This window comes from uncultured Roseivirga sp. (assembly GCF_963973945.1).
In the GTDB taxonomy this organism is placed as follows: domain Bacteria; phylum Bacteroidota; class Bacteroidia; order Cytophagales; family Cyclobacteriaceae; genus Roseivirga.
This window is the reverse complement of the sequence record NZ_CAXBBV010000001.1, coordinates 772,738-787,324: the sequence shown is the minus strand read 5'-3', so window position 1 is coordinate 787,324 and position 14,587 is coordinate 772,738. Positions and strand designations below refer to the sequence as shown.

The window sequence follows — 14,587 nt, the reverse complement described above, 5'->3', positions numbered from 1 at the left end:
CATGGCCAAGGAAGAAAATAAAGGTGACAAAAAAATTCTCAAAAAATTAACCATACTCCTTTGGGTAGGCTTCTTTCTAGTTTTTGTGGGCTTCCCTGTCTACATCTGGATGGTAAGCAGCAATGCTGGAGATTTATTTGGCGAGCTACCTAGCTATAGCCAATTGGAAAATCCTGAGCAAAACCTAAGTTCCCTGCTTTTTAGTGCAGATGATGAAATTCTAGGTGCTTATTATAGAGACAATCGAAATCCAGTTACTTACGACCAATTGGGGCCTAACCTAATCAATGCCCTAAAAGCAACAGAAGATATTCGCTTCAACAGCCACTCAGGAATTGACCTGCGCAGTATGTTAAGGGCAGCTTTTGGGGTAATAACCTTCAACCGCCAAGGAGGAGGAAGTACAGTAACTCAGCAATTGGCCAAAAACTTATTTGATACACGTGTTATTGAAGAAGATGAAAAAGGAAAGTTAGAAGGTGTTAACCGTCTTCTAGATCAATTAATATATAAAACCAAAGAATGGATTTTGGCAGTTCGTTTAGAAAGATCATATACTAAGGACGAACTGATGGCCATGTATTTTAACCAAGTGAGCTTTGGAAACAACACGTTTGGAATACAGTCGGCCGCGGAAAGTTTCTTTAATAAAAAGCCAAAACAACTCAATGTTGAAGAAGCAGCAGTTTTGGTTGGCCTTCAGAAAGCAGTAACCCGTTACAACCCCTTAAGGAACCCTGAAAACTCAAAATCGAGAAGGAATGTAGTGCTAAGCCAAATGGTGAGGTACGGTTATTTAGATAAAGTGGCTTATGACACTTTAGCACCCCAAGACATTGTACTTGACTACAACGCCCAAGATCAAAACTTTGGACCTGGTCAATATTTTAGAGCTGAAGTACAGAAAGACCTTATCGTAATTGCCAGGGATTTAGGCTACGATCTGTTTGCCGATGGCCTAAAAATATATACCACTATTGATAGCAGAATGCAGCGCTATGCAGAACAAGCAGTGGACAGTACCATGCGTCAAGTGCAGGCCAGTTTCTTCAATAAATTGAAAGACGACAATGGTAATATACGTGAACCTTGGATTGATGATCAAGGCCGAGTAATCAAAGACTTTATAGAAAAGATACTACTTAGAACCGAAAGGTATAGAAGCTTGGAGAAAGAATATGGTAAAGGCTCCGATTCAATTGATTACTATTTGAATAAGAAAGTTCCGATGAAAGTATTTTCGTGGAAAGGAGAGATAGATACGCTAATGAGCCCAATGGACTCACTAAAATATTACAAACACTTTTTACAAGCAGGCTTTATGGCTGCCGACCCACACAATGGTGAAATTAAAGCTTGGGTAGGAGGAATAAATTACGAGTATTTCAAATTTGACCATGTAAGATTGGGGAAAAGACAAGCGGGTTCTTTGTTTAAACCATTCTTATATGCAACAGCCGTTGAAAAAGGCTTTTCCCCATGTTACGAATTTGAAGACCAGCCCATAACAATTAAAATTTCTGGGCAGAACTCATGGTCTCCTCAAAACTCTGATAACAAATTCAGTGGCGAAAAAATGACCATGAAAACCGCCATGGCAAAATCCGTGAACTCCATTTCTGCAAGGGTAATGGACATTGTTAAACCTGATAACGTCTCTAAAATGGCGGGAAGGTTAGGGGTTGAATCGGAGATAGGCCCATTCTATTCTATAGCACTTGGCACTGTAGATGTTTCGGTAAAAGAAATGGTTTCGGCTTTTGGTACCTTCGCCAATAAAGGAACACACATAGAAGCTCATTATGTGACTAAAATTGAAGACCGTTTTGGTAACGTTATTTGGAGCAAGGTGCCTCAAAAGAAAAGAGCGATTAGCGAAGATGTAGCCTATGTAATGCTAAATATGCTACAAGAAAATACTACAAATGGTTCTGGTATCAGGCTGTGGAGTGAATACAAAATCACCAATTTTAACCAAACTGAAAACTCAATAGGTTCTAAAACAGGTACTACACAAAATGCTTCTGATGGTTGGTTTATGGCCGTAACCAAAGATTTAGTGGCAGGTGCTTGGGTAGGTGGAGATGATCGCGCTATCCATTTTAGAAATTGGCCTGATGGACAGGGAGCAAGAACCGCCCTTCCAATTGTAGGTCGATTCTTTGAAAAAGTATACAAGGATACTTCCATAAACCTTCAAAAAGGTATTTTTGAACGCCCTACCAATCTTCAAATGGAAATTGACTGTCAGAAGTTTCAAGACATACTTGTACCGCAGGATACCACTTCGGGTTCCACCATTTATGATCCAGAAATTTATTAAACTGGTAAATGGAAGCGATACGCTTTTCAACAAAAGACATTTTAAAATTACCCGATAACCCGGGTGTCTATCGGTATTACAATACTGAAAACACCCTTATCTATGTTGGGAAGTCAAAATCATTAAAGAAGCGCGTATCGAGTTACTTCAATAAATCGGCACAGCACAGTCAAAAGACCATCCGTATGGTCAGTGAAATTGACAGTATCGAAATTGTACTCGTCAATTCAGAATTTGATGCCCTCTTGCTCGAGAACAATCTGATCAAGCAAAACCAACCTAAGTACAATATCCTACTCAAGGATGATAAAACCTTTCCGTATCTGTGCGTTTCTAATGAACGATTTCCGAGAATATATAGCACTCGTAAACTAATTCCTTCTTTAGGAAGATACTTTGGCCCTTTCACCAATGTAAAGGCCATGAACAATGTACTGAAGCTAATTAACTCTTTGTTCACTTTACGCACTTGCCGCTTTGACTTATCGCAAGAAAATATCGCTAAAGGCAAGTTCAAAGTTTGCTTAGAGTATCACATAGGAAATTGTCAGGGCCCATGTGAAGGTTTTCAAAGTGAAGAAGACTACCTCAAAGATGTTGATCAAGCATTAAATATTCTGAAAGGAAACTTGGGGCTTCCCAAAAGCTATTTCAAAGAGCGAATGCAAGAAGCAGCCGCCCAATTGCAGTTTGAAAAAGCCCAAGGGTTTAAAGAAAAGCTGGAGTTAGTAGATGACTTCCATTCTAAGTCGGTTATAGTAAGCCCAAAACTTACAGATGTAGATGTATTCACAATTGTATCGGACGAAAAGTATGCATTTGTTAATTACATCCGCATTAAAAATGGAATGATTAATCTTTCCAAAACCAACGAGATTAAGAAGAAACTTAACGAGACGGACGAAGAAATTCTTTCACTTATGTTGGTGGATATGCGAGACCGCTACCAAAGCATAACCAAAGAAATTCTTACCAATAAGCCTTTGGACCTAGGTTCTGAAACCTTCCAGCCTGTAGTTCCTCAAATTGGCGACAAGCGTAAATTGGTAGAGTTATCATTAAAGAATTCGCTCTTCGCTAAAAAAGAAAAATATCAATCACTAGACAATGTAAAGGACAAAGGAAACCGAGTATTGAAACAGTTGCAAAAAGATCTTCAATTGAAAGAATTGCCTGTGCACATTGAATGCTTTGATAACTCAAACATACAAGGAACAAACCCAGTAGCGTCAATGGTCTGTTTCAAAATGGGACGGCCGTCAAAAAAAGACTATCGCCATTATAAAATCAAAACCGTTATCGGCCCAGATGATTTTGCATCAATGACTGAAGTTGTAGGCAGACGATACAAACGTCTTCTGGAGGAAAAACAGCCCTTACCAAAACTCATTGTTATAGATGGAGGCAAGGGTCAATTAAGTGCCGCTTGCGATGCCTTGAAAAGCCTAGGCATTTATGGTGAAATACCCATTATTGGTATTGCCAAAAGGCTTGAAGAAATCTATTTTCCAGAGGATTCCTTCCCGCTCCACATCGATAAAAAATCAGAATCTCTCCGATTAATTCAGAAACTTAGAGATGAGGCTCACCGCTTTGCAATTACCTTCCACCGCGACTTAAGAAGTAAAAACAGCTTTAACTTTGAGCTTGAAAATGTAAAGGGGATTGGAAGGTTTACGGTAGACAAACTGCTCAAAGAGTTTCGCACCATGAGCGGAATTGAGGCTGCCAGTTTTGAAGAACTATCAGCTATTGCAGGAGAGAGTCGAGCGAAAAGAATCCAAAACTTCTTCCAACAAAAAAAGGAGGCCTAAGCCTCCTTTCCAATTTATAAATCAAACCTTATTTAGTATTCCCAAAGGTTATGCATTGTCTCTAATAGTTGGTATCTGAAGTCTCTCGATATTTCCATCAAATTTCTCTTTCCTGCTGTAATCTGTGCTTCAAAGAACTGCTCCATGGCTGCATCACTTGGGTTAGAGAACTTAACGATATTTGAACTGAACAATCGCATATCAAAAGCATTGGTTAAGCTAATATCAAAGTTTCTTGGGTTTCTTGGGTTGAACCAAAACGCTCTAACGTTCGCCTCTTTATTTGCTACACTCTCACGATACACTTTATCCAAGTAAGCTACCAAGTCTTTGTACTTAACTCTTACCATCTCCTTTTCAACACCTCCAGCAATATCAGACTGTGCAACAATCTTTACAGACTGAACATCCCAAATCGGTACAGATCGGTTTCTATCAAAAATTAAGTCTTCCTCAATTTCAAGCATTGAAATCCTATCTTTTGGAATAGAATCTGGAGCAAGTTTCTCTTGTGTCTTCTGTTGCACATAAGCATCAGGTTCAACACCACGAGTTATCGCTTCAGTTTTCCATCTGTCAATCTCATCCAAAGTAGCATCTTCACCTTTGGTTCCATCAATGATTACTCTATCGGTATAAGCATTTCTATCCGATAATAAGTCTGAATCATCGAAGCCCTGTGTTAAAGGGTTGTAAGGAGCAATTCCTTCTCCCTCTGCAGAGTTGTACCAAAGATCAATCCCTTCGAAAATGATTTCAACAATTTTAGAATACCTGGAATTCCAGCCTTCATTAGATTTCTCTCTCAGATCCATTTTAGACCATACTCGAATGCTGAACATTACGTCCTCACTTCTAATGGGTCTAACGGAGTTGATATTATACCTTCTTGAGTTTTGCACACTATCAATAGGTGCGGTTCCATTGGAATTGGCTTGACCAAAACTACTGGCACTCACTAAGAGTAAAAAACAAATTGCTGAGAGAGTTCTCATAATTAATTAATATTTATTTCTTGTCCATCGCTGTACTTCACCACTTCTTTCTGATTGGCAAAGTTCAAACGCGTATATTCTTCTACAATAACTCGCAATCTATCGCCTGCTCTCATTCTAGATTTCAAAGGTGCTAAATCAACATCTGTTGTAGCTGCGTCTATATTTATAGTACCACTCTGACGATTATTCTGAATCAACATTACTTTACCTTTAGAAATAAAGAAGTTAGCATCAGATTTGAAGTTTTTTAGAAAGTCCTCATCAGGCACTAAAATCAAACTAAGCTTATTGGGAATACCATTGTAACCACTTTCGGCATTATAGTCTTTCCCGTCAACCTTAACCTCAAACTTAGGCCTTGGTATTGATTTCACAGTAAAAGACGTGTTATCAATAAATGCTCCACCACTACTAACGCCAATTGTTACGTTTCTAGTACCTGTAGTTGGAATTACTACTACTTCACCTTTTTTTGAACCCGCACGTTGCTCAGCTCCCTTTACCGTAAAAGAAGGATTATAGGCAGGCCCCAATGAAGGTACATTGATTTGGAGTACGTTTGCAGAGTTCTGATATAAGTTCTGAATCGCTTCAGCCTTTACCTCTATCACGGGCTTAGCTACCATATACTCATGTACAATTGGTACAGTTTTAATCTCTCCACCATCATTGTACTGGATGTTAGCTTCAAACTTTTGTTTGGACATGTTATCCACATAGTTTGTTGCTGAAGCTCTGAATTTGATTTTTCCCCTGCCGTTTTCAACTGTCAGTTTTGAACCGTTATAAGTCATTGTAGGCTCTAACGCTGAGTTAGATGCTGTTAAGAAAAGTTCAGCTTCAAACTCAGTTCCCGCAGTAACCACATTTGATACTGGCAAAACAGTTCCTGTAATTTGGTCAAATCCTTTTACGGCTGTTGCTCCTACTCTTCCTCCTAACAAACCTAACGCCTCAGATTCACGGGCATAAATTTGATTTTCATAGAAAGTAAGTTGAGCCAAAACAGCTGCCAAAGGTGTTTTGTAAAAGTTCAAGTTTGCAAAATCCTTGTTCTTTTCTTCAGGATTGTTCTTGTAGAATTCGATTTCGCTAGCATCTAGTGCAAGTGATTGCCAATTCTTATTGATTCCTATTTGAGCCAAAGTTGACTTCATCTCATCATTATAAGCGTCCAAACGAGTTTTAATTTCATCTGCCTTTTTTTGCTCCACTAAATAGTGAGATGGTTCTTCATACTTCTTTAGAGTACTTCTTTCATAAATAGCATCTTTATCGCCACCAGAAGACTTCAATCCAACCTCTTGTTTAATACCTGCTAGGTACTCAACAATATCGATTGTCTTTTGACGAACTTGTTTTGCTGCATTAACAACAGCAATATCAGTGTCTTTACTTCCCTGATCTTTAGCTGCCTTGTCAATGCTGGTCAATACTTGGGCGTTGCTTGTTGCATACACTTCATTTGAAGTCTCCAAGCCTGCCTCCATTAATACAAACTTTTCAAGTACTGTATCTTTAATTTGCAAGGCCAAAAGAGCTGTCAGTACGAGGTACATCATACCGATCATCTTCTGCCTTGGGGTTTCTTTACCTCCTGCCATAATAGATCAGTTTAGTTTGATGATTTCATTGCTGACAACATTGCGCCATACACTTTGTTAAGTGAATTCACATTGGTATTCAACTTGCCCATTTGAGCTTTAAATTCTTCTGCTTCTTTAGTTGCAGCAGATACACCTGCTAAGGCAGTATCAATATTTGCATAGAAAGATTTGATCGCCTTCACGTGTGCTTGTGAATCGTTCAATTCTTCTTTGTATACTTTATTCAAAGCGTCTAGCTGAACTGAAGCATTTTGCAATTGTGTTTGGTAGGATCCTACCGAAGTTTTTAACTGCGACTGAATTTCACCTGCTCCTTTTGCTGCTTCGGCCATTTGCGCCATGGCAGTGGCTGTTACTGTTGTGCTTTGATTAATTTTACCTAAGCTTTCAGATGCTTTTTTCGCACTATCAGCATATGCATTTGTTGCAGAAACAGCATTTGACATATCTGACATTCCTTTAGCATTGGCTGCAAGGGTGGTCATTCCTTCACCAAATTGTTTGAGGCTTTCCTTACTTACGGCAGCTTCTTTAAGAATTTTACCAAGACTTATCTCGTCTTTACCGCCTTGATCGCTAGGGCTAACTCCTGCTGAATTTGCCTCGTATAATTTTTTAGTATAATCTGTTGATTTTGGTTCGAAAGCACTAAAAGCAAAAATTAATGCTTCTACGCTCAAACCTGTAATTAGCATTGGAGTTGCACCTGCCCAGCCTTCTAGCTTAAACATTGCTCCTACAATTACTACCGCAGCTCCTAGCCCATATATTTTGGGCATTATGTCGCCATAAAATTTCTCTGAAAATGATTTGTTAGCCATATGCGTATTAATAAGGTTGAAGTTATTTGGTTAAAATTTGGTTAATTGGTTCCGAAGTCATCACCTGCACGTCCTAGGTAGTCCATTGCACATCTAAAACCAATACTGGCAGATTCTACATCTCTGTATTCGTAAGTACGTGTTCCTGTTTGCAGGTAATAAGATATATCATTCCAAGCGCCACCTCTTACTACTTTTTTACCGTAGTGCGGATTGCCTGTTTCATTGTCTTTATAAAGGAATAGTGGGTTCAAATCCCAAACCAATGGGTTATATATTGGTGAAAAGTCATCTAAACACCATTCGGCAACGTTACCTGCCATATTATACAGGTTAAAACCATTTGGAAGGAAAGAGTTAACTGGAGCAGTATACGGATATCCGTCATCGTCATAATTACCTCTTCCAGGTTTAAAGTTCGCTAAAAAGCAACCGCTCTTGTTTTTAGTATATGGGCCACCCCAAGGGTATTTAATAATTTCACGTCCTCCTCTTGCAGCATATTCCCATTCGGCCTCCGTGGCCAATCTGAAATTAGGGTAACGTGCTTCTACAGGTAGTGTGCTTTTAAAAGTTGTATTTGTTTGATTTCCCTGTCCTTGATTCGTTTGAGGTTGTGCACCTAATTGACCTGGGCCACCTAAGCCTTGAACTCCAGCAGGGTCGGCATTTTTGTTCTTTTTACCTCCAAAAAGGCCCCCGCCACCAGTTCCAAAATAATCGTCTTCACGACCAATGTTCAAGTGTTCGGTTCTCCACTCAGCAAATTTAGATGCAGACTCCCAGCTAATTCCTACTACTGGGTAATCATCAAAAGCCTGATGACTAAAATAGTATTGGGTCATTTTATCACCCATATGATAGGCAAACTCTGTATCCCAAACATTAGGGTTTGGAGTAACATCTTGCTTTACTTGCTGTGTCCAGTATTGTTCGTTAGGGTCTTGGGAAATGGTATCGATAAAATTCAAAAACTGACGATACTCGTTGTTTGTAATTTCTTCTGAGTCCATCAGAAATGAACTGACAGTTATTTGTCGGTTGAAGTTGATTTGAGATGCAGCAACATCTTCATCGGCTTGACCCATGAAAAATGTTCCTCCAGGAATCTGAACCATTCCGTAAGGTGTTTCTTGGTACCATCCTTCTCGATCAGGCACCCCCATTAACTGCCCTTCGGCATTAAGTTTTTCTACCTTACTCATGCCTCCACCACCTAGAAAGCCCTTAAACATAGAGCAACCAGTAGATAAAGAGACAACCATTAAAATCGCAAACCCAGCGTATATTCTCCTCATTGATAGCTAATTCTTGTTTTTATTTAACTGACCGCCTGCTTATCTTATTGCCAATCAATTAAATAAAGCGCGAAAAATAGTATTTTCTATTCATTAATCCAGTCCATGACCGAAAATTATCGAAATCATAACTTAGGCAAAACGTTCATTTAGTACCTAAATCTAGGAGTTCTTATAATTCTTTGTCCTCCTATTCTTGGGGAAGACTTGAAATTATAAATTAACATCAACTCCTGTGATGTTGGCTTTTTACTACTTTGATTTCCAACAACAAAATCAAAGGCATAGGCCAATGTTAAAGAACGATCACTCAAAATCTTGTATCCAACTATCAGGGAGGCCGACTCTGATTGTCTGTAAGCCAAACCAGCCCTGAGGTTATTATTGTACTCGCCAATAACGCTCACTTCTACATTGTAAGTATTCAAACTTACAGATTTTAGTAAAACAGTTGGTGTGATAGTTATTTGAGGGGTAAATGAGTAATCATAACCCGCTGTCAAATAGTAATGTCGATTTAATTGATTGGAAACCTGACTTTCTCCAAAGTCAAATTTTGGTTGAAGTAAGTGATTTGAACTCAAACCACCAAAAAAATTTCCTTTTCTATATACAAGCCCTACACCCAAATCAGGTCGGATTTGCCCTTCTTTTCCTGAAGCATTAAAGATTGGATCAGACGGGTCCACTACCACGATCTTATCATAATCTATAGAACTTGAAAACATACCTACGTTTAATCCTACAGTTAGTATTCCTCCATTGGGTAAGTTCAAGCTTCGAGACAATGCTGCTTGCACTTGTAAATTGTTGGTAGGCCCTAAATTGTCATTGCTCAAATATATTCCGAGCCCAGATTTAATTTGAGGTAAATTTGAATTGTAGCTTATTAATTGTGTGCTTGGAGCCCCTCCTTGATTTACAGTACCGTCATACCCAAACCATTGTGATCGATGGATAGCCGTTAATGTTGTTCCATTTGATGGCCCCGCAAAAGCTGGATTGTAGTACAGTTGATTGAACATGTACTGGGTAAACTGAGCATCTTGTTGAGCTCTTACCTGAAAAATGGCAACCAGTAGAAGAGCCAATGAAAACAGAAAAGTTCTTTTCATAATCTCGTAACGACAAATTTAGCCGAATTATTCATTCGGCTCGAATATATTACAAGATAACTGGATTCCCCCCTTAGAGCTAAGGTTAAATCAATCCAGATTATTTGCCTTTTTTATATATAACTCCAAAGCACCCGTCATAGAAGGAGCATTGGGTAATGGAGCTTCAATGTCAATGATCAAACCAGCATCTCTTGCTGCTTGCGCAGTTGTTGGGCCAAAAACAGCTATTCTCGTATCGTTCTGTTTGAATTCAGGGAAGTTTACAAACAGGGAATTAATACCGCTAGGGCTATAAAAGGCAATAATATCATACAGTACATCATCCAAATCCGACAAGTCGCTTGCTACGGTTTCGTAAATGATTGCCTCTGTGAAATGATAATTATTTTCTTCTAAAAACACAGGAATGTCTTCCTTACGAATGTTGGAGCAAGGGAAAACGTATTTTTCGTTTTTGTGCTTTTTAAGAATCTCTATTAAATCTTGAGCTGTTCTTGAGCCTGTAAAAATCTTTCTTTTTCTAACAACAATATATTTTTGAAGGTAGTTAGCCGTCTGCTCTGAAATACAGAAGTATTTCATGTCTGCTGGCACTTCAACTTTAAGCTCTTTGCAAAGCCTAAAAAAGTGATCAACGGCATTTCTACTTGTGAAAATAACGGCTGTGTGTTTAAGTATATCTACCTTCTGCTTTCTAAAGTCCTTAACATTAATTGGATCTACTTGAATGAAAGGCCTGAAATCAATCTTGATGTTATACTTATTCGCTAAAACGTAATAAGGTGATTTATCATCAGATGGTTTTGGCTGAGATACTAGGATGCTTTTTACTTGTTTAAGCCTATCCTCTTGTGTACTATTAGACATAAGTTCCCTACTTCTTCTTCTAGATTTGGCTGTTTATTATTAGAACTAGCCCGATGGTCAGTGGCGTCAGTTCCGTGGCGCAAATGTACGAAAATATAAACAACTTGCTATGAGGCCTATCATTGAGCATTCTCATATAGATTAAAAACCCCCGATAATAGAAAAAGATAATCGATGCAGCCAATGTAAACTGAATCAGGTTTTTAGGAAACACTATGGAAGAAAAGCTTATAACAGCTAAAAATAGAAGCACAATCAGAAAAAACACCAGCGAAGCGTTGACCATATCTACAAAGTGGCGAGAGATAGTTGAACGCAAATCAAAGAGCAATCCGAAACCTAAAATCAACAAAAACTTAACATAGACCAGTACATTGAGTACCACAAAAAGACCTAACCATTGCAGAATGGCAAAGCCAAAATGGTCGACAATGAGTGTTTCTGGTAGGCCGTTGTCCTTCCAAAGGCCATTGGCTATAAATAAAATTACAAAGGAAAGTGACAGGGAGCTTAAAGCAGTAAAGTATAGGTGTTCCGAACTAAAAGGTCTTAGGTTGCTGCCCAAATCTTCTCTCACCCTAAAACCAAAAAGTTTGTTTGGAGCAATAATGCCTGAAAACACTTTGGGGAAAACCGCTCTGGATACGGCATAGGTACAAAGCAAAATAATTGCAATTACAATAAATGCATCTCTGCCTTCTGCCCTAACCAATTGCGAATAGATCATATTCTCTCAAAATCTGGTAGTGTAACCAAAGTGTATTTTAGATTGATTAAAATTAAAACTGCCAGTGCTTTGCGAACTCCCCAGCGCATAAATAAAGTTAAATATACCTGATGAGGTAGCAAAGCTTAATCCCGTGCCTAGCCCTAAAGCCCATTCCGATGTTGGAGATTCCTTAAACTCTCCTTCTAAATGAGCTAGGTCTGTAAACAGTAGCAAATATGAACTTTCATCAAATAACAACCTACCCTCAAGCGTAGCTAATCCATATTTTGTCGCAAAAAAGAAATTCTCATTAAAGCCTCTAATCGATTTAAGTCCGCCCAAACGAAATGCGTCATTCTGAAAAAGTTGATCATTGGCTTTTAAGCCTCCGCTCAGTTTGCTTACTAAAACAAAATTGTTCTTCCACCTAAAGTAATTCTGAAAGCCCAATTCGAATGTATATTGAAGTGTTTTTAGGTCTACTCCTTGATAGACTTCTGCAGGCAAACTAACATTACGGCTAATCTTCTTATTTCCTGTTGAAGCTTTAATACTCAAGCCTGCACCTCTAGAAATTATAAATGGGTCATCAAAATTGTTCCAGTCAAAGCCCAATCCATAAGAAGTTAAATCGAAGTCAATAACAGAGGGGAGCTGATTGTTTGTAACCTTTGGCGTGCCAATTAAGTCGGTGCCTTCACTTGTTGAAAAGACATTCAGAAAGCTGTTTCCTCCAAGATTATAGCTTATTTCTAAGTCGAAAATACGTTTCGTAAATAAGGTGTCTTGCTTTAAAAAGTCGAAGGCAAAATCAAAATTAAGTGGACTGCCCAGTACATTAGGGTGAGCATATTGAAGGTTCAAATTCTGTGTTTCTTCACTCAGTCGCTGCCAATGTAACCCAATCTGTTTCCCTGAACCAAAAGGGTTTAGTAAATCCACATCTACCTGACCTGTAACCAAAAGTCCATCCGAACGATTTGAGTTTGGTAGAAAACCAATGATACCATCAATTTGATTTACAGGCCTTTTCTCAACTTTCAGGTGTACGGTGGCTTCAGAGTTCTGAAAAGTTAAAGTGGAAGCTTCACTCACCCTTAGGTAAGGCAAATTTCTTAATCGTTGAGAGACGTAATCTATTTTTTTCTGGTCATAAGGGTTCCCTTGAACAATGCCCAAGTAATTTCCCAGAAAGCGGGCTTTAATGGCAAAATCGCTTTTAATATCTAAGCTATCAAAAACAATCAGCGGCCCTAAGTCTAAGTTCAATGAAGCGCCAATCTGATTTACTTCAATCCGAAGGGAGTCCAATTTCAAGCTTGCAAAGGGATAACCATTTCTTTCTGCAAAAGACAAAATAGATTTCTCCATCCGTGCCACCTGATTGAACCGAAAAGGCTTTTCTTCAAATTGGGCCTGCTTATACCCACTTCTTCTCAAAAGTGAGTTTTCTACATTACCAGAAGTCAGTCTTAACCATGTAAATTTTTCTCCTATCGAAATTTTGACCCTGAGTTCGTTACTTACACTGGAGCGTGAAAGGGTACTGGCCAGCAAATACCCATCGGAATGAAGGGTATTGATCAGCTGCCTAATTGCTCTTTCGGTACTCAAAGAATCCGTATGTTCAGCAGGGTATTTATACTTTCTAAGTACCGATTCCTCTTCGGCAACAGCTTCAATCTTTAACACATACTTTTCCTGCGCCTCAACGGAAAGGCATAAAAAACCATAAAGGAATAAGCAATAAATATACTTTAAGTATATCTTGGGCATTCTGCGAATTTAAGCTTCAAATTAACGATTCTTTGGCCGGATTATATATTCATATTCCCTTTTGCAAAAAGGCTTGTCATTATTGCGATTTCCATTTTACTCAATCTGTTGGGCAAATGGACAGTATGGTAAATGCCATTTGTAAAGAACTGGAAATGCAAGCTGATTATTTGAATGGAGACGCCATAAACACAATCTATTTTGGTGGTGGTACTCCATCATTAATGAATGAGGATCAGCTGAAAAGAATCATGAAGCAGGTTCAGTATACTTTTAGGCTGGCTAGCAACCCTGAAATTACACTGGAAGCCAACCCTGACGACCTAGACGCAGACCAGCTGAAATCACTTTATGCTTCGGGTATTAACCGATTAAGCATGGGAATTCAGTCCTTTCATGAGCCGCATTTAAAATGGATGAACCGCCAACACACAGCCCAACAGGCAGAAATGTGTTTCTATAATGCCCGAAAAGCTGGTTTTGAAAACATAAGCGTGGACCTGATTTATGCCTTGCCTCACCATAACCATGAGATTTGGGAAAGGGACTTAATGAAGGTGATTCACATGCGACCTGAACATATTTCTTCTTATTGTCTTACCATAGAACCTAAAACCGCTTTTGGCCACCTGGTTTCGAAAGGAAAAATGGAAGATGTAGAAGAAGAGTACGCTGCGCAACAATTTGAAATACTGACCGAAACTTTGGACCGCTACGGCTTTGAGCAATACGAAATTTCAAATTTTGCCCAGCCTGGTTACGAATCGCAGCACAACGGTAATTACTGGAAACAGGAAAAATACTTGGGCATAGGCCCTTCGGCACATTCATTCAACGGTCATTTTAAGCAAGCCAATGTTTCGCACAACGCCAAATACATTAAAGGAATAAGTGAAGGGGAAATTCCTTTCGAGAAAATTATTCTTTCAAAAGAAGACCAAATCAACGAGTATATTCTCACAAGCTTAAGAACCAAATGGGGTTGTGATACCGAATGGCTCAAACAAAAGCACAAGGTAGATTTATTGAGAATGCACGAAGATTACCTCATGCGGATTGACTACAAAGGCATGATTCAGGTAGAAGATGGTTGCATTACACTCACCAATAACGGAAAGCTTTTGGCCGATAAAATAGCTTCTGATTTATTCGTTTATAGCAAGGAAGATTGACAGGATTGTACGCTTAATTCTGTTTGTGGATAACCGTCTTGATAAGTAAATCTGAGTGCTTCTTAAAAACGACCCTTCCAAATA

At 38.8% G+C, this 14,587-nt stretch carries 11 protein-coding genes; 3 read left to right on the top strand and 8 right to left on the bottom strand.

Going from position 1 to position 14,587, the window contains the following annotated elements; translation table 11 throughout:
• Window position 1: 1 nt before the first annotated feature.
• Window positions 2-2,323 carry a transglycosylase domain-containing protein gene (locus AAC026_RS03405; RefSeq protein ID WP_339695048.1) on the top strand — a complete coding sequence of 774 codons (2,322 nt, stop codon included), beginning with the start codon at window positions 2-4 and terminating at the stop codon, window positions 2,321-2,323.
• Between the two features lie 8 nt (window positions 2,324-2,331).
• Complete coding sequence (gene uvrC, locus AAC026_RS03400) at window positions 2,332-4,137, top strand: excinuclease ABC subunit UvrC (RefSeq protein ID WP_339695046.1); 1,806 nt, start codon at window positions 2,332-2,334, stop codon at window positions 4,135-4,137.
• 32 nt (window positions 4,138-4,169) lie between these two features.
• On the opposite strand, the gene AAC026_RS03395 is transcribed toward uvrC, so the two are convergent.
• The 8 genes from AAC026_RS03395 to AAC026_RS03360 all read right to left on the bottom strand — a co-directional run bounded on the left by AAC026_RS03395 (window position 4,170) and on the right by AAC026_RS03360 (window position 13,331).
• A complete protein-coding gene (locus AAC026_RS03395; RefSeq protein ID WP_339607867.1) occupies window positions 4,170-5,132 on the bottom strand; it encodes a hypothetical protein in 963 nt (320 codons plus the stop codon).
• A gap of 2 nt (window positions 5,133-5,134) precedes the next feature.
• Entirely contained in the window at window positions 5,135-6,739 is a 1,605-nt protein-coding gene (gene gldM / locus AAC026_RS03390) for a gliding motility protein GldM (RefSeq protein ID WP_339695044.1), read from the bottom strand.
• A gap of 11 nt (window positions 6,740-6,750) precedes the next feature.
• On the bottom strand, window positions 6,751-7,563 hold the full coding sequence (gene gldL, locus AAC026_RS03385) for a gliding motility protein GldL (protein ID WP_339607865.1): 813 nt from the start codon (window positions 7,561-7,563) through the stop codon (window positions 6,751-6,753).
• Between the two features lie 41 nt (window positions 7,564-7,604).
• On the bottom strand, window positions 7,605-8,861 hold the full coding sequence (locus AAC026_RS03380; protein ID WP_339695042.1) for an SUMF1/EgtB/PvdO family nonheme iron enzyme: 1,257 nt from the start codon (window positions 8,859-8,861) through the stop codon (window positions 7,605-7,607).
• Window positions 8,862-9,010: 149 nt separating this feature from the next.
• Window positions 9,011-9,976: a type IX secretion system membrane protein PorP/SprF gene (locus AAC026_RS03375; protein ID WP_339607863.1), complete on the bottom strand. Its 966-nt coding sequence runs from the start codon at window positions 9,974-9,976 to the stop codon at window positions 9,011-9,013.
• Between the two features lie 90 nt (window positions 9,977-10,066).
• Entirely contained in the window at window positions 10,067-10,846 is a 780-nt protein-coding gene (locus AAC026_RS03370) for a uroporphyrinogen-III synthase (protein WP_339607862.1), read from the bottom strand.
• A 19-nt stretch (window positions 10,847-10,865) separates the two neighbouring features.
• Window positions 10,866-11,573 (bottom strand): DUF4271 domain-containing protein, encoded by a 708-nt coding sequence (locus AAC026_RS03365; protein ID WP_339695040.1) that lies wholly within the window; start codon window positions 11,571-11,573, stop codon window positions 10,866-10,868.
• 6 nt (window positions 11,574-11,579) lie between these two features.
• On the bottom strand, window positions 11,580-13,331 hold the full coding sequence (locus AAC026_RS03360; RefSeq protein ID WP_339695039.1) for a hypothetical protein: 1,752 nt from the start codon (window positions 13,329-13,331) through the stop codon (window positions 11,580-11,582).
• 32 nt (window positions 13,332-13,363) lie between these two features.
• On the opposite strand from AAC026_RS03360, the gene hemW reads away from it, so the two are divergent.
• Complete coding sequence (gene hemW, locus AAC026_RS03355) at window positions 13,364-14,503, top strand: radical SAM family heme chaperone HemW (RefSeq protein WP_339695037.1); 1,140 nt, start codon at window positions 13,364-13,366, stop codon at window positions 14,501-14,503.
• The last annotated feature ends 84 nt before the right edge of the window (window positions 14,504-14,587 follow it).